Source organism: Sulfitobacter sediminis, from assembly GCF_040811725.1.
Taxonomy (GTDB): Bacteria; Pseudomonadota; Alphaproteobacteria; order Rhodobacterales; family Rhodobacteraceae; genus Sulfitobacter; species Sulfitobacter sediminis.
Genome location: NZ_JBFNXX010000001.1, coordinates 424,488 through 439,728, shown reverse-complemented (window position 1 = coordinate 439,728; position 15,241 = coordinate 424,488). Strand labels below are relative to the sequence as shown.

Annotated in this window: 17 protein-coding genes and 1 pseudogene; 8 read left to right on the top strand and 10 right to left on the bottom strand. The window is 63.1% G+C overall.

Going from position 1 to position 15,241, the window contains the following annotated elements:
* Window positions 1-23 precede the first annotated feature (23 nt).
* Window positions 24-563, top strand: a complete 540-nt coding sequence (locus tag AB2B41_RS02215) for a winged helix-turn-helix transcriptional regulator (protein ID WP_367876102.1) — start codon at window positions 24-26, stop codon at window positions 561-563.
* Window positions 564-582: 19 nt separating this feature from the next.
* Here AB2B41_RS02215 and AB2B41_RS02210 read toward each other — a convergent pair whose 3' ends face one another.
* Window positions 583-936, bottom strand: coding sequence for a hypothetical protein (locus tag AB2B41_RS02210; RefSeq protein WP_367876101.1), 354 nt, complete (start codon window positions 934-936; stop codon window positions 583-585).
* 168 nt (window positions 937-1,104) lie between these two features.
* Here AB2B41_RS02210 and AB2B41_RS02205 point away from each other — a divergent pair, with 168 nt between their 5' ends.
* Complete coding sequence (locus tag AB2B41_RS02205) at window positions 1,105-2,085, top strand: glutathione S-transferase family protein (RefSeq protein ID WP_367876100.1); 981 nt, start codon at window positions 1,105-1,107, stop codon at window positions 2,083-2,085.
* On the opposite strand, the gene AB2B41_RS02200 is transcribed toward AB2B41_RS02205, so the two are convergent.
* Entirely contained in the window at window positions 2,082-2,492 is a 411-nt protein-coding gene (locus AB2B41_RS02200) for a response regulator (protein WP_367876099.1), read from the bottom strand. The genes AB2B41_RS02205 and AB2B41_RS02200 overlap by 4 nt on opposite strands.
* Window positions 2,493-2,645: 153 nt before the next feature.
* On the opposite strand from AB2B41_RS02200, the gene cobD reads away from it, so the two are divergent.
* From cobD to AB2B41_RS02180, 4 genes and pseudogenes are all read left to right on the top strand, one after another.
* Window positions 2,646-3,596 (top strand): threonine-phosphate decarboxylase CobD, encoded by a 951-nt coding sequence (cobD, locus tag AB2B41_RS02195; RefSeq protein WP_367876098.1) that lies wholly within the window; start codon window positions 2,646-2,648, stop codon window positions 3,594-3,596.
* Window positions 3,593-4,510: an adenosylcobinamide-phosphate synthase CbiB gene (cbiB, locus tag AB2B41_RS02190; RefSeq protein ID WP_367876097.1), complete on the top strand. Its 918-nt coding sequence runs from the start codon at window positions 3,593-3,595 to the stop codon at window positions 4,508-4,510. The genes cobD and cbiB overlap by 4 nt, the downstream gene beginning before the upstream one ends.
* Before the next feature lie 8 nt (window positions 4,511-4,518).
* A complete protein-coding gene (locus AB2B41_RS02185; protein ID WP_367876096.1) occupies window positions 4,519-5,688 on the top strand; it encodes a lytic murein transglycosylase in 1,170 nt (389 codons plus the stop codon).
* A gap of 15 nt (window positions 5,689-5,703) precedes the next feature.
* Window positions 5,704-6,099: pseudogene (locus tag AB2B41_RS02180) on the top strand (rhodanese-like domain-containing protein).
* A 344-nt stretch (window positions 6,100-6,443) separates the two neighbouring features.
* Here AB2B41_RS02180 and smc read toward each other — a convergent pair.
* Entirely contained in the window at window positions 6,444-9,899 is a 3,456-nt protein-coding gene (gene smc, locus AB2B41_RS02175) for a chromosome segregation protein SMC (protein WP_367876095.1), read from the bottom strand.
* Between the two features lie 136 nt (window positions 9,900-10,035).
* Entirely contained in the window at window positions 10,036-10,200 is a 165-nt protein-coding gene (locus AB2B41_RS02170) for a hypothetical protein (protein ID WP_367876094.1), read from the bottom strand.
* A gap of 1 nt (window position 10,201) precedes the next feature.
* Between AB2B41_RS02170 and AB2B41_RS02165 the strand changes: the two genes are divergently transcribed.
* Both AB2B41_RS02165 and AB2B41_RS02160 read left to right on the top strand, forming a co-directional pair.
* Entirely contained in the window at window positions 10,202-10,465 is a 264-nt protein-coding gene (locus AB2B41_RS02165; protein ID WP_367876093.1) for a hypothetical protein, read from the top strand.
* A gap of 139 nt (window positions 10,466-10,604) precedes the next feature.
* Entirely contained in the window at window positions 10,605-11,372 is a 768-nt protein-coding gene (locus AB2B41_RS02160; RefSeq protein ID WP_367876092.1) for a FadR/GntR family transcriptional regulator, read from the top strand.
* A 120-nt stretch (window positions 11,373-11,492) separates the two neighbouring features.
* On the opposite strand, the gene AB2B41_RS02155 is transcribed toward AB2B41_RS02160, so the two are convergent.
* The 6 genes from AB2B41_RS02155 to AB2B41_RS02130 all read right to left on the bottom strand — a co-directional run bounded on the left by AB2B41_RS02155 (window position 11,493) and on the right by AB2B41_RS02130 (window position 15,148).
* Window positions 11,493-12,053, bottom strand: coding sequence for a F0F1 ATP synthase subunit B (locus tag AB2B41_RS02155; protein WP_367876091.1), 561 nt, complete (start codon window positions 12,051-12,053; stop codon window positions 11,493-11,495).
* Window positions 12,054-12,057: 4 nt separating this feature from the next.
* The gene (locus AB2B41_RS02150) at window positions 12,058-12,591 is read right to left on the bottom strand and encodes a F0F1 ATP synthase subunit B' (RefSeq protein ID WP_367876090.1); all 534 of its coding nucleotides are present in this window, start codon (window positions 12,589-12,591) and stop codon (window positions 12,058-12,060) included.
* A gap of 83 nt (window positions 12,592-12,674) precedes the next feature.
* Window positions 12,675-12,899 (bottom strand): F0F1 ATP synthase subunit C, encoded by a 225-nt coding sequence (locus tag AB2B41_RS02145; protein ID WP_011567586.1) that lies wholly within the window; start codon window positions 12,897-12,899, stop codon window positions 12,675-12,677.
* A 58-nt stretch (window positions 12,900-12,957) separates the two neighbouring features.
* Window positions 12,958-13,719, bottom strand: coding sequence for a F0F1 ATP synthase subunit A (locus tag AB2B41_RS02140; RefSeq protein WP_367876089.1), 762 nt, complete (start codon window positions 13,717-13,719; stop codon window positions 12,958-12,960).
* A gap of 1 nt (window position 13,720) precedes the next feature.
* Window positions 13,721-14,074: an AtpZ/AtpI family protein gene (locus tag AB2B41_RS02135; protein ID WP_367876088.1), complete on the bottom strand. Its 354-nt coding sequence runs from the start codon at window positions 14,072-14,074 to the stop codon at window positions 13,721-13,723.
* A 162-nt stretch (window positions 14,075-14,236) separates the two neighbouring features.
* The gene (locus AB2B41_RS02130) at window positions 14,237-15,148 is read right to left on the bottom strand and encodes a LysR substrate-binding domain-containing protein (RefSeq protein WP_367876087.1); all 912 of its coding nucleotides are present in this window, start codon (window positions 15,146-15,148) and stop codon (window positions 14,237-14,239) included.
* Window positions 15,149-15,241: the final 93 nt, after the last annotated feature.

The window sequence follows — 15,241 nt, the reverse complement described above, 5'->3', positions numbered from 1 at the left end:
TTAAAATATATAGACTATATTTTATGGACATAAAGCTTCTTGTCAAGATTAGCGCAAGGGCCTGGTCGCTGGATATCCTGGCGCAGATGTATCGCGGCGTGCCGGGCCGTCAGGCTGCGCTGCTTTCGGCGACGCAGGCCGGGCGCACCGCTTTTTCGAAAAGCCTTGCGCATCTTGTCGAACTGGGGCTGGTGGAACGCAATCCGGGCCACGGGCACCCTTTGCGACCGGAATATCGGCTGACCGATACGGGCAAGATTGCAGCAGCGATGGCGGACAGGGTGTTGCAGGTGCCCGTGCCTGCTCCTCAGGTGGGTCTGCTGCGTCGTGCGTGGACGCTGCCCGTGCTCGCGGTTAGCGGCAGGCCGAAGTTCTTTTCTGAAATCAAGGTATCCCTGCCCGCGATCACGGACCGTGCGCTCTCGCAGTCGCTGAAAAGTCTGCAAGGGCTGGAATGGCTGCGACGCGATGTTCTGCCTGAGGTCCACCCGCCCCGCGCGATCTACCAAGCTGTCAGCACTGGCGCCGACATCAGTGCTGCCCTTGAAGTAGGACAGATGTAGACGGTTTTCACCTCAAAGGTCAGCGCGCGTCAGTGATCAGCCCGGCAGGCGCATTGTCATCCTGCTCGAAGTCGAGCGGCACACCGTCAGCCACGGCCGTGGCGCGCTTGAATTCGTAGTGCATCTCCCCTGCCTCCTCCTCGCTTGCCACGATAAGGCACTGAAAGAGATGTCGCGCACCGTCGTAAAGATCGACAAGGCCGCGCAGGTGCGGTGCATCTTCGGCGGAGACGGAGAAGCCGGTTTTCGTCATCCTGAGCACCGGAAATATCTGTCCGTCGATATCGAGACGCAGCCGCGACGCCTTGCGCAGGTGTTCCAATCGCGCTGCATCGAGCCCCGCCTGGATTTCTTTTGAAAAGATCGCTTCCATAAGTCTCTTTACCCCTTGTCAGTCTAACTGGCCTAAATGTGGACAAAATCAAGCATTTTTCTTGACGGGGTTTCATGTGCGCCTGTGCAGGGGTGCTGCGCCCCTGCTTCTATGGGCAGTTCGTAACGGTCAGGCTAAACAGCCATCAAAAGAAGGAAGGAGAACAGCATGGGCCTTTTGGTGGACGGCGAATGGAAGAACCAGTGGTACGACACCAAGTCGACCGGTGGGAAATTCGAGCGCTCTGCGGCTAAGTTCCGTAACTGGATCACGGCGGATGGCAGCGCGGGGCCCTCTGGCGAAGGTGGGTTCAAGGCGGAAAGCGGACGCTACCACCTCTATATCAGCTACGCCTGCCCCTGGGCGCATCGCACGCTGATCTTTCGCCAAATCAAGGACCTCTCCGACCACATCACGGTCTCGGCGGTGCATCCCGATATGCTGGACGACGGATGGAGCTTTGACGATGATTTCCCGGGCGCCACAGGCGACACGCTCTTCGGCCTTCCGTTTCTGCGGGACGTCTACACCAAGGCCGATCCGAAATTCTCTGGCCGAGTGACGGTGCCGGTCCTTTGGGACAAGGCACAGGGCACCATCGTTTCGAACGAAAGCTCAGAAATCATCCGGATGCTCAACGGTGCCTTCGATGCCCTGACAGGCAACACCGCGGACTTCTGGCCCGAGGAACTACACGACGCCATCGAACCGGTTAACGAGCGCATCTACGATACATTCAATAACGGCGTTTACCGGGCGGGGTTTGCCACCACTCAGGAGGCCTATGACGAGGCGATCGTGCCGCTGTTCGACAGCCTCGACTGGCTTGAGGAACGGCTTGGCCGGAACCGTTACCTGATGGGAGAGCGTATCACCGAAGCCGACTGGCGGCTCTTTCCGACGCTGATCCGCTTCGATCCGGTCTACCATCAGCATTTCAAATGCAACCGAAGGCGGATCATCGACTACCCGAACCTCTGGGCCTATACGCGTGAGCTATACCAATGGCCAGGCGTGTCGGAGACCGTGCACTTCGATCATTTCATCCGCCACTATCACTACAGCCACGACAGCATCAATCCGAACCGGATCATCCCCATCGGGCCCGAGATCGACTACGCCGAACCGCACCGCCGGGACGCCCTTTAGTGCAGGTGCGCGCCGTAGTGCTCGACCATCGCCGCGAGATCCTCGGGTGGCGTGCTTGACGGCAGGAAGGCGCGCGCGTTCGAGGAATGGGCAAAGATCGAACCGTCCGAGAAAAACGTCGTATTGGTAACGAAGATGACCCGCGCCTCCGGGTGCCGGTAATTGGCGTAGTCCGAGACGGCCAGCGCGGCGCCTTTCTCGAGCACGAGATCAAGGATGATGATATCTACCTCGTTTTGCGCCAGGTGGGCGATGGCCTCGGACTGGGTCCGCGCACAGGCGACGTCCATCATCTGTCGCTGCAGGTGGCGCTGCCAGATCGTGCCAAGCTCTGCCTTGCTTTCAACGATCAGCACACGGGGGCGCTGACGGGAAGGAGAGGCGGTGGCGTGAATTCGGGCAGACATGAGACCGTCGTCTGCTCAAGAGGTTAACAAAGCGTTAACGTGCCCGCTGATTGATTAACGACGCCGGACTCACTTGAAAAACTGGCGCATTTCCGCTTTGTCCGATCTGGCAATCCGGCGTGCTTCCGCCGATGCGCCGTATGGAGGGCGAAGTTGGGTAGCAAGGAAAAGCGCGATCACGGCGGCAATCTCGATGCCGCCATCGCCCGCCATGGCGGGACGCGCGCTGAGTGGATTGATTTGTCGACGGGCATCAACCCGGTCCCCTATGAAATGCCCCGGATACCGCCGCTGGCATGGACGGCCCTACCTGACAGCGCCGCATCTGCGCGGCTGGTCGAGACCGCACGCGCCTTCTGGAATGTGCCTGCGGATGCCGATGTTCTGCCGGTGCCCGGTGCCTCTGCTGCCATTGCGCAAATCCCGCGACTCGCCCCTGCCCGACGCGTGTCGATCCCCGGCCCGACTTATAACGAGCACGCGGCGAGCTTTGCCTTTGCGGGATGGGAGGTCGTGGATGGGATCGCGCAAGTGGAGGCCTCTGTAAGGGTGCATCCCAACAATCCAGACGGCCGCACCTGGGATTCAAATGAGTTGAAAGGCGACCTGCGGGTGATCGACGAAAGCTTCTGCGACGTGGTGCCCGAACGCTCGTTGATTGATCAGGCCAGCATTCCGGGCACGATCATCCTGAAAAGCTTCGGCAAGTTCTGGGGGCTTGCGGGCCTGCGCCTCGGCTTCGTCATCGGCGATCCGGACCTGACCGGGCGTCTCCGCGAGATGTTGGGGCCCTGGGCCGTTGCCGGACCTGCCCTGCACATCGGAACTGCCGCCCTTCGGGATGCCGCATGGGCCGCGGCGACACGTGAGAGACTGCAGAAGGATGCCGCACGTCTCGACGAAATGATGGAACGGGCCGGAGCAGGCGTGGTGGGTGGCACCACGCTTTTCAGGCTCTACGATGTCGACACCGCGAAAACATGGCAGGCTAAGCTCGCGGAAAAGCGTATCTGGAGCCGGGTCTTTCCCTACGATCCTACTTGGCTTCGGCTAGGCCTTCCTGACGGCGAAGGTTGGAGCCGTCTCAACGACGCTTTGGCATGAGCGCTGCATTCGTCCTCATCGCCGCGCTGCTGCTTGACGCGGCGCTGGGCGAACCCGGATGGCTCTGGCGCAGGATGAGCCATCCCGCCGTGCTGATGGGCCGCGTGATTGGCTGGGGGGATCGAAAGCTGAACACCGGCGGACGGCGCCGGCTCAAGGGGATTGCCTTTGTCCTGGCCATCGTGGTTTCCGCGGGCGGTTTGGGCGGCCTGTTGTCCGCTCTGGGAACGTTGGCGGAAATCGTGATCGTCGGCATCCTCTTGGCGCAGAAGTCGCTGGTGGAGCATGTCCGGGCCGTCGCGGACGGGCTTCGCCTTTCCCTGCCGCAAGGACGGCGCGCGGTGTCCTTGATCGTAAGCCGGGACACGGCTGCCATGACCGGCCCTGCGGTCGCCCGCTCCGCAATTGAAAGTGCCTCCGAGAACCTTTCTGACGGGGTGGTCGCCCCTGCCTTCTGGTTCCTGATCGGAGGATTGCCGGGCATCCTGATCTACAAGATCGTCAACACGGCGGACAGCATGATCGGTTACCGCACGGAACGACACGCAGACTTCGGCTGGGCCGCCGCTAGGCTGGACGATGTGCTGAACTATGTCCCTGCACGCCTCACGGCTGCGCTGATCGCCTTGCGTGGCGGTCAGCTGGGTGCCTGGGGCGCGATCCGCGCCGATGCGCGCCAGCACCGCTCCCCGAACGCGGGTTGGCCCGAAGCGGCGATGGCGCGGGCCATTGATGTAGCCCTTGCCGGGCCACGGGCCTACGATGGCCGGATGCAGGAATTCGCCTGGGTCAATCCAGCAGGAAGACGCGAGATCGGCCCGCCCGAGATCGACGCGGCAGCGAGTTATCTCTGGCGGACATGGCAGGCGATGCTAATCTTAATCCTCGCATTGAGCCTGATCGCTGGCTGGTGAACATGATGATGAAGTTCAGAATTCTTTTTGCGATGATCTGTGCGACAGCCGCGAGCCCCGGCTTTGCGGCTTGCGGGGGTCCGTTCGACGTATTCGTCGAAGGATTGAAGAAGGAAGCCGTCTCGACAGGTATCGCCCCGGAGACTGCGGAAGCGTTCTTTGCCGGTGTACGGCAGGACGAGGCCGTGCTGCGCGCGGATCGTCGGCAGGGGGTCTTTCAACTGCCCTTCGTCGATTTTGCGCGGCGGCTGATCTCGAACGACCGGATCGCGCGGGGGCGGGCGAACGCTGAGAGGTACGACGCCGTCTTTGACCGGGTCGAGCGAGAGTATGGTGTGGACCGTGGCGTTCTGCTTGCCTTCTGGGCGTTCGAGACCGACTACGGCGCCTTTCAGGGGGATTACAACACCGCCAATGCGCTGGTCACGCTTGCCCACGATTGCCGGAGGCCCGATCTGTTCCGGCCGCAGGTGCTGGCGGCGGTGGAGCTTTATGCGCAAGGCGGGTTCGATCCCCGGACCACGACCGGGGCCTGGGCCGGTGAAATCGGCATGGTGCAGATGCTGCCGCAGGATATCCTTGAGAATGGCATTGATGGCGATGGGGACGGTCAGGTTTCGCTGAAGACCTCTGCGCCGGATGCGCTGATGTCCGGGGGCAAGATTCTGCAACATCTTGGCTGGCGCGCGGGAGAGCCATGGCTGGCCGAGGTGCGCTTGCCGAATGGGTTCGACTGGGCGCTCACGGGACTGGAGGTGAGCAAGCCGGTGGAAGAGTGGCAGGCGCTGGGGGTCGAGGCGCGCAATGGGCCACTGGCCGGGGGGCTGGAGGCGTCGATACTGCTGCCGCAGGGGCGCGGGGGGCTCGCGTTCCTTGCCTATCCGAATTTCCGGGTCTTTTTCGAGTGGAACCAGAGCTTTACCTACGTTCTGACCGCAGCCTATTTCGCGACCCGGCTGAACGGCGCTCAGGTGTTCGATGCCGGATCGCCCGCGCCCGGTCTGGACGACGGACAGATGAAGGCACTGCAGACCAAACTTCAGGCCTTGGGGCATGATGTGGGCGGGATCGACGGGATCCTTGGTGCAGGGACGCGGGCGGCCGTGCGCGCCGAGCAGGCGCGGCTGGGATTGCCCGTGGACGGCTGGCCCACGGCAGAGCTTTTGTCGAGACTTTGAAGGGGAGGTGTTGAAATGCCATTGAAGAAAACCGCGGCACAAATGGTGGCCGCGGCACGCGCGCGGATCGAGGAGATCGAGACCGGGGACGCGATCGGAATGGTGGATGATCCGAATGTGCAGATCTTCGATCTGCGCGACCCGCGCGAGCGGGAGCGGAATGGATTCATTCCCGGCAGTTTCCATTGCCCGCGCGGGATGCTTGAATTCTGGGTCGATCCCGAGAGCCCCTATTTCAAGGAGGTCTTTGGGCAGGACAAAAAGTTTGTCTTTCACTGCGCTTCGGGCTGACGGTCGGCGATATCGGTGGCGACGCTGCAGGACATGGGGTTCGAGGCGGCGCATCTGAAGGACGGGTTCAGCGGCTGGGAAAAGGCAGGCGGGCCGGTTGAGCGGGTGGCGCCGAAATAGGGATTTGTTAACCGCGATATGCGGTAGTGGGTTTGCAGACTTGGGCGTTTTGGCTTATGTTTGCATTATCGGAATGATGTTTCGTTCAAGGACGTCACCTCAAATACAGACCCCGCAGAGGTACCACTCTGCGGGGCCACTCTTTTTTTCAGGGTATTATGCCCCGATCAAGAGCCGGATGATACCAAGCAGCAATGTCGCCACCGCGATCAGAACCATCCATTTTCGAAACGATTTTTCGTTCAAGTGTCATCACCTCCTGACACCGCAAAGGGTTGCGGCATGGATCAGATTGGCGGTGATTTCTCAAGAAGGTGTTAACCTTCTTTGCAGGGCGCGGAGGCTCAGGCCACCAGCGTTTCGGCCTTCTTCAAATCAACGGACACCAGCTGGCTTACACCCTGTTCGGCCATGGTGACACCGAACAAGCGGTCCATACGCGACATGGTCACCGCGTGGTGGGTGATGATCAGAAAACGCGTGTCGGTCTGGCGGCACATCTCGTCCAAGAGGTCGCAGAACCGGGTGACGTTGGCGTCGTCGAGCGGCGCGTCGACCTCGTCCAGCACGCAGATCGGCGCAGGGTTGGCGAGGAATACGGCAAAGATCAGGGCCATTGCGGTGAGCGTCTGTTCACCGCCTGACAGCAGGCTGAGCGTGCTGAGTTTCTTGCCCGGCGGCTGGCACATGATCTCAAGCCCGGCTTCAAGCGGGTCGTCGGATTCGACCATCACGAGGTTCGCCTCACCTCCGCCAAAGAGGTGGCGGAAGAGCATGGAGAAGTTGGAATTCACCTGCTCGAAGGCGGTCAGCAGACGCTCGCGGCCCTCGCGGTTGAGGCTGGCGATGCCAGAGCGGAGGGTGCGGATGGCTTCTTCGAGATCCGCCTTTTCAGCGACGAGGGTATCGTGCTCGGCCTGGACTTCCTTGGCGTCTTCCTCGGCCCGCAGGTTCACGGCACCCAGCGCGTCGCGCTGGCGCTTGAGGCGGTTGACGTCCGCCTCGAGCCGGTCGGCGCTTGGCATCTGGTCGGGGTTCACGTCAAGCGAGGTAAGCAGCTGGTTCGGGGTGAGCTGGCTGTCTTCGGCGATGCGGTCTGCGGCGGCGGATACGACTTCTTTCGCGGCTTCGGCGCGGGCTTCGGCGCGGGCGCGGGCCTCGCGCGCTTCGGAGGCGTCACGCTCTGCCTCGCGTTCGGCCAGCGTTGCCTCGCGCAGCGCGTTTTCGGCTTTGGACAGGGTGTCCGAGGCTGCCGCTTTGCGGGATTCGGCCTTGGCGATCTCTGTCCCAAGCTCCGCGCGTTGGGCGGCGATCTCGGCAGGGGCGGCGCTGGCGGCTTCAAGCTCGGCCTCCGATGCCGCCTTGCGCTCGACCAGTTCGGCGCTGCGTTTCTCGGCCGTTTCCAAGCGGTGACGCCAGCCGCTGATTTCCTTTGTCACTTCCTGCGCCCGCTTCGTGCGCGCCTCGCCCTCGCGGCGCAATTCGTCATGGGCTGAGCGGCGGGACATCATGGTGATGCGCGCGGCCTCGACCGTCATGCGCAGATCTTCGATGCCTGCGCGGGCCTCGTCCAGATCGCCCAACTCCGCCAAAGCACGCTCGGCCTCGAGCACGCGGCCACGGGCGACCATGGCCTCTTCCTCGTGGCGCTTCACGGCAAGGCCAAGGCTTTCCAGACGCCCTTCGGCAAGGTTGCGGTCGGCTTCCATGCGGCTGAGCGCGCGGCCCGCGTCGGCCACGGCGCGATCCGCCTCGCGGCGCGCTTCTCTGGCGCGTTTGTCGGCCTCGGTCCGTTCGGCCAGCAGCCGGGTGAGGCGATCATGGGCGTCGCGTGCGGCTTCGGCGCGCTGGCTGGCCTGCTCCAACGCCTGCTTGAGCACTTCGAGGCGGTTGAGTTGTTGCAGGCGCAGGGCGGCGGCAGAGGGCGCATCCTCGGCCCAGGCGCGGTAGCCGTCCCAGCGCCAGAGATCACCTTCGAGCGACACCAGCCGCTGACCGGGCAGAAGGGCGGATTGCAGGGCGGCGCCTTCGTCGGCATCGACAAGGCCGATCTGGCTCATCCGGCGGGCCAGCACATCGGGGACGGAGACGTGATGGGTCAGCGGGGTCACGCCACTGGGCAGGGGCTGATCGCTGTCGTAGGCGGGCAGAACGGCCCAGCCGGAGGGGCCGTCCTCGTCCACCTGAGGCGCGCGCAGATCATCGGCGAGGGCCGCGCCGAGCGCTTTTTCGAACCCGTGCTCCACCTGCAGCCGGTCGAGGATCTGGCCGCCCTCGGCGGTGTCGCGTTCGACAAGCTTGGCCAGCGCAGCAACCTCGGCGCGCAGGGCGTTCATTTCGCCCTCGGCCTCGGAGCGTTCGGCGCGCACATCAGCTTCGCGCGCTTGGGTTTCGGCGCGGGCTTCCTCGGCGGTGATGAGGGCGGCTTCGGCTTCGGCGGCGGCGGCGACTGCGACGGCTTCGGTGCGTTTGGCCGCTTCGAAACCTTCGGCGGCTTCGGCAAGCTTCGCGCGGCTCTGGACGACCGCTTCCTGTGCCTTCTGCGCCTCTTCTTCGGATTTTGCCTGCGTCTTGCGGCTGTCTACCAGCAGACGTTCGGCAGAGCCGTGGCGGGCGGCAAGGCGGGCGACGTCCTCGGTCTGTTCGGAAAGGTCGGATTCCTGCTTTTGCAGAACGGCAGCGGCGTCGTGTGCGGCCTCGGAGGCAGCTTCGAGCGCTTCGGCGTGGCCTTCGCTGGCCTTGGCGAGTTCGCGGGCTTCCCATTCCAGCCGCTCGATGGTTTCGCCCGCGTCGCGGTTGAGACCGGTCTCGCGTTCGATGTCGCGGGTCAGCTGTGCGATGCGGCCCGTCAGGGTTTCGATGGTCTGCTGCGCCCGCGCTTCCTGATCGCTCAGTGTATCGCGCTGCACGACAAGGCGCTGGAGCACAGCGGCGGCGATCGCCTCTTCCTCTCGGAGGGGGGGAAGGGCCTCCTCGGCGGACTGGCGGAGCTTGGTGGCCTGTTGCACAACACCCTGGGCCTGCGCGGTTTCAGTGACGCGGTGACGAAGCTCTTCGTCTGCGCGGGCGCGGGCGTCGTCAGCCTCGCGCCAGCGGCGATAGAGCAGCATCCCCTCGCTGCGCCGCAGTTCCGTGCCGATTTCGCGGTAGCGGGCGGCCTGCCGGGCCTGTCGCGCCAGCTGGGCCAGTTGGCTGGCCAGCTGTTCGATCACGTCGTCGACACGTGCAAGGTTGGCCTCGGCGGCGTTCAGTTTGAGTTCCGCCTCGTGGCGGCGCTGGTAGAGACCGGAAATGCCTGCCGCCTCTTCGAGGATGCGGCGGCGGTTCTTGGGCTTGGCGTTGATCAGTTCGGCGATCTGGCCCTGCCGGACAAGTGCGGGGGAATGGGCCCCGGTGGAGGCATCGGCAAAGAGCATCTGCACATCGCGGGCGCGCACGTCCTTGCCGCCTGCCTTGTAAGCGCTGCCCACGTCGCGGGTGATGCGGCGGACGATTTCAAGCTGGTCGCTGTCATTGAAACCGGCGGGCGCGAGGCGGTCGGAGTTGTCGATGTGCAGCGCCACTTCGGCAAAGTTGCGGGCAGGCCGCGTAGCGGCACCGGCAAAGATCACGTCTTCCATCCCGCCGCCGCGCATGGCGGTGGGGCGGTTTTCGCCCATGACCCAGCGGAGCGCTTCCAGCAGGTTTGACTTGCCACAGCCGTTCGGCCCCACGACGCCCGTCAGACCATCGGCGATGATCAGGTCGGTGGGGTCCACGAAGCTTTTGAAGCCCGTCAGTCTGAGTTTGGAAAAGCGCACCTTTGCGGGGCTCCGATGATTCCTGCCTGAGGTTGAAAATGCGGGGGTGAGGGTCGGTGAGTCAAGCAATGACCACAAGGGGAGGGAGAATAGGGCGCTTTATCCACAAGATATTGAGGTTTTTTGGGGGAGGGTGTCAGCCGCAGTCGAGTTCGATGCGGACCTGGCCCACCTCCCTGATTTCGCTGCCACGGACGGGAACGCATTCGATGTCGACCGGTTCGATGACAAGGGGCGGCGGGCCCTTGCCGCAGTCGAGATGGGCTATGGCAAGCGCCTGATCGCCGGTAAGACGCACCACCTTGCAGCCGCTGATGGCCTCCATCGCCATGGCCGCGCGGCCCCGGATGGGGCCGAAGCGGGGGGGCGTATTGGGGGTTGATGCGCAACGCTTCGGCGCGGCGGCCCTGCACACGCACGTCGAAGGTGGAACCGGCGATGGTGACGCGGGTGGGGGCGGCCTGCCGGAAGGGCGGGCTGGGGGTGTTGCAAGCACCAAGGAGGAGCGTGCAGAGAAGGACCGGAGCGAGGGGGCGCATGAGCAGACGGTGGGCCGGGAAGGTTAAGGATTTGCTAAGCGGCACGGGCGGTTTTTGGCGTTCCTCTCCAAGCCGCAGCCGGCAACTTTTGGGCGATACGGGGTATGGATCGTCATTGCGGGCCTTGCGCTTTGGTCATATGATCTAACCAATTTCAGGAGAGACCATGCCCTTTCGCCCCGTGACATCGGAAAAGCTGTCGACCGCCGTGGTCCGCCAGATCGAGCAATTGATCCTGCGCGGCGTGCTGCGTCCGGGCGAGCGGTTGCCGCCTGAACGGGAACTCTCCGAACGGCTCGACGTGTCGCGCCCGTCGCTTCGCGAAGCGATTGCGCAATTGCAGGAGGCGGGGCTGCTGACCGCCCGGCCCGGTGCGGGGGTCTTCGTCGCCGATGTGCTGGGCAGCGCCTTTTCCCCGGCGCTGGTGCAGCTTTTCGCGCGGCACGAGGATGCGGTCTTTGACTACCTCTCTTTCCGCCGGGACATGGAGGGGCTGGCCGCCGAACGTGCGGCAAAATCGGCGTCGGACACCGATCTGGCGGTCGTGCAGACCGTGTTCGACAAGATGGAAGCGACCCATGCCAAGCGGAACCCTGAAGAAGAGGCGCAGCTCGATGCGCAGTTCCATATGGCGATCATCGAGGCGAGCCATAACGTCGTGATGCTGCACATGATGCGGTCGATGTACGAGCTTCTGCGCGAGGGCGTGTTCTATAACCGCCAGATCATGTTCAAACAGCGCACCAGCCGGGCGGCGCTGCTGGATCAGCACCGGGCGATCAACGCAGCGCTTCAGGCGCGGGATCCGGCAGGCGCACGTGCGGCGATCGAGGCGCATCTGGATTTCGTCGAAGCCTCGCTGGAGGACCAGCAAAGGGCGGAGCGGAACGAGGTGATCGCCCAGCAGCGGTTGCAGCACGAGACCGGGGGCTGAGCGGGGCGCCAAGAGTTTTGCAAAACTCTTGGCAATTCTCTTGCAAGAGCCTTGCGTCGCGCGTAGCAAAAAGGCCCCGGATGATCCGAGGCCTTTTCGACATTTCCAAAGAGCTTTGCCCTAGTGCAGCTTGGTATCGACCTGCGCAATCGCGTCGTCGATCAGCTTGTTGCTGTCGGCGGCGGTCATCTGCTTGGCGATCACCTCGCGCGCCGCAGCAACGGCGATCATCGCGGCCTGGTCACGCACTTCCTTGATCGCCGCAGCCTCGGCCGAACCGATCTGGTCCTCGGCGGCGGCCAGACGACGTGCGACGGATTTCTCAAGGTCGATCTTGGCCTGCTCGGCGGCGAGGCGCGCGTCTTCCTTGGCACCGGCGACGATACGCTCGGCCTGCTCCTGCACTTCTTTCTGCTTGCGCTCGTAGCTGGCCAGCAGGGTCTGTGCCTCTTCCCGCAGCTTGCGCGCCTCGTCGAGCTCGGACTTGATGTCGTCGGCGCGCTTGTCCAGCATCTTGCCGATCATGCCGGGCACCTTGAAGTAGAAGAGCACGGCGATGAACAGGATGAACGCCAGAAGCACCACGAAATCGGTGTTCTTGAGCGAGAAGAACGGGCCCTTCGCGGCAAGCGCAGGGGTTGCAAAGAATGCGGTCAGCGTGGCTGTCAGGATATAACGCATGGGCTTAACCTTTCATCCAGGCGGCGACGGCGGCGTCGATCGCCTTGGCATCGGCCTTGCCACCCAGGGCAGCGACGATCTCTTGCGCGGTGTCCTTGGCGACGACCTTCACGTTCTCCATGGCGGAGGCGCGGATTTCGGCAATCGCTTTTTCCGACTCAGCGGATTTCGCGGCGATCTCGGCGTCGGCCTTGGCGATGGCGGCGTCGAGGTCTTTCTTGATGTCGGCCTTCGCCTCGTCAACGATGCGCTGAGCCTCGGTGCGGGCGTCAGCGAGCGCCTTCTTGTAGGCGTCTTCCGCCTCGACCGCCTTGGCCTTGAGGTCCTCGGCAGCGGCGAGATCGTTCGTGATCGTCCCGGCCCGTTCGGCCAGAACGGCACCGATGCGCGGCAGGGCCACGCGCGACAGGATCAGGTAGATCGCGATCAGCGCCAGCACGAGCCAGAAAATCTGGTTTCCCCATGTGGAGAAATCGAGCTGCGGCATGCCTGCGCCGCTTTCGACCACGCCTTCGCTGTGTGTTGTTTCAGTTGCCATGTCGGCTTCTCCTTGGAAACGGGGGCCTTGCTGCGGACAGGGACAGCGCCCTGCCCGCCCGTAAGGATATCGTTACCGGAGGATTAGACGGCGAACATCAGCAGCAGTGCGACGAGGAAGGCGAAGATGCCCAGCGCTTCCGCGAACGCGATGCCGATGAAGAGGGTTGCCGTCTGGGATGCGGCGGCGGAGGGGTTGCGCAGAGCGCCCGCGAGGTAGTTGCCTGCCACGTTGCCCACCCCGATGGCGGCTGCGCCGGAACCGATTGCTGCCAGACCTGCGCCGATGTGTGCGAGTTCGCCTTCCATGTGAATTCTCCTTACGATTGGAAGTTGAGTATGCGGACGGGTTTGTAAGTCGCCCGAATTAGTGATGCGGATGCAGCGCGTCCTTGAGGTAGACGCACGTCAGAATGGTGAAAACGTATGCCTGGATGAAGGACACGAGGACCTCCAGACCGTACATTGCCGTGATGCCCAGAACCGCGACGGGGGACACGGCGGTTAGTGCCGCAAAGCCCGCGAATACCTTGATCACCGCGTGGCCCGCCATGACGTTACCTGCAAGACGGATGGAGTGGCTGACCGGACGCACGAAGTACGAGATCAGCTCGATGATGGCGAGGATCGGGCGCAGTGCCAGCGGTGCAGACGACACCCAGAAGAGGCTGAGGAACCCGGCGCCGTTCTTGACGAAGCCGAGGATCGTCACGGTCAGGAACACGGCAAGCGCCAGCACCACGGTCACCGCAAAGTGCGACGTGGGCGTGAAGGATGTCGGGATCAGCCCGAGGAAGTTGGCGCAGACAATGAACATGAACAGCGTCATGATGTAGGGGAAGTATTTCACCCCTTCCTTGCCGCAGATGTCCTCGACCATCTTGTAGATGAAGCCGTAAGCCAGTTCCGCGATGGATTGCATCCGTGTCGGAACGGTCGCCCGGCCCGAGCTGCCCAGCACCAGAAGCAGGAAGACCGCGATCACCGCGAGGAACATCCAGACGGTCGCGTTGGTCACCGTGTACCACGCCACCTCGGACCCGTCGCCGAAGAACGGCTTGACGATGAACTGATCCATTGGGTGGAAGACCAGACCGCCGCCTTCCCCTGCATCCTGTGGTGTCGCCATCTCAGGCTCCTTCGTCTGTGCCCCTGGTTTGGAGCGTCTTGTTCCCGGCCTCTTGGGCCAATTTCTTGTCCTGGATCTCTTGCGCGGAGCGGAGCATCGTCTTTACCCCGGCCGCAAGGCCCAGCATCGTAAACAGCACCATGAAGATCGGCAGCGTGCCAAACAGCACATCCAGTCCGTACCCCATGCCGAAACCGATCCCGAGACCGGCCACGAGTTCGATCACCATCCGCCAGGCCAGTTGCGCCTGTGAATAATGTTCTTCCTGATGGGGCTTGGGTTCCTTGCGCTGTTTCGCAGCGTTGATCCGTTCCTCAAGCTGGCGCAGGCGCTCTTGCTCAGACGGTTCGGTCACGGCCCATCCCTTTCAGGAATTTCAGGGCGTTTGCTACTTGGTGGTCTGCTCAGAGTCAACTGCGGCCGGAGGGTGCATAATAAATTGATCTAATTGACATTTCTTGCTCGACATTCCGATCAACAACGTGCCCATGCCCGCCGTTAGCGCTATTTTCAATATTCAACTTTCCGGTTGACTATTAACTTCGGCACTCCGCCACGGGCGGCTTTCTTCCAGCAACCAGTCCCTAAAGGCCCGCACCGGTTTGCGCCGCAGCGCCCCGTCCCCCCGCACGAGGTAATAGCCTCCCTCGCTGAAGCCCACGTCCGACACCCTGCGCAACCGTCCTGCCGCAACGTCGGAAGCGACCAATTCTTCAGAGACCAGCAAAATCCCCTGCCCCGCTAATGCTGCCTCTATCGCAAGCGTTGTCCGCAACCGCCAGCCCGCAACCGGCACAGCGTCCATGTCCTCCCACCCTGCCAGAGCGAACCAGCGACGCCACGTGTCATTCCGCCGGTCGCGCAGCAGCGGATAGCGCAGGATCTGTTCTGGCGTGAGCGTCGGCGTATCGCCCAAACCCGGTGCTGCATATGGATGCAGCGGCGCATCGCTCAGCAGCTCAGACCCCGGATAGGCCCCGCCGGGATGCACGAACCGGATCGCAAGGTCCGCCTCATAACGCGCCACGTCCGCCAGATGCCGAGATGCCTCAAGCCGCACCTCGATATCGGGGTGCGCCGCCGTAAACGCCCCAAGGCGCGGCATGACCCACTTGGTCGCGAATAGCGGCTCGGCATTGACCGTCACGGTGCCCTGCGGCGTCTCCGCCAGCCCGTCTGTGGCCGTAGCGATTGCGTCAAGCGCCGGTGAGACCTCCGCCAGATAGACCGCCCCATCGGGGGACAGCGCCACCCCGCGCGACAGCTCGCGGAACAACTGCACGCCAAGACGATCCTCCAGCCCGCGCACATGACGGCTGATCGAGGAATGGCTGACACCAAGTTCTTCGGCGGCCTTAGAAAAGCTCTGATGTCGGCCTGCAGCCTCAAAGGCGCGCAGAGCGTTGAGCGGGGGCAGGTTTCGATACATACAGTATTTGTGCGTTTTCTGCACACAAAGCGTCAAGTAATTGTCTTTGTGGGTTGAGGCCAGAGATGCCATCTTACTGAAAAAGCATCAGAA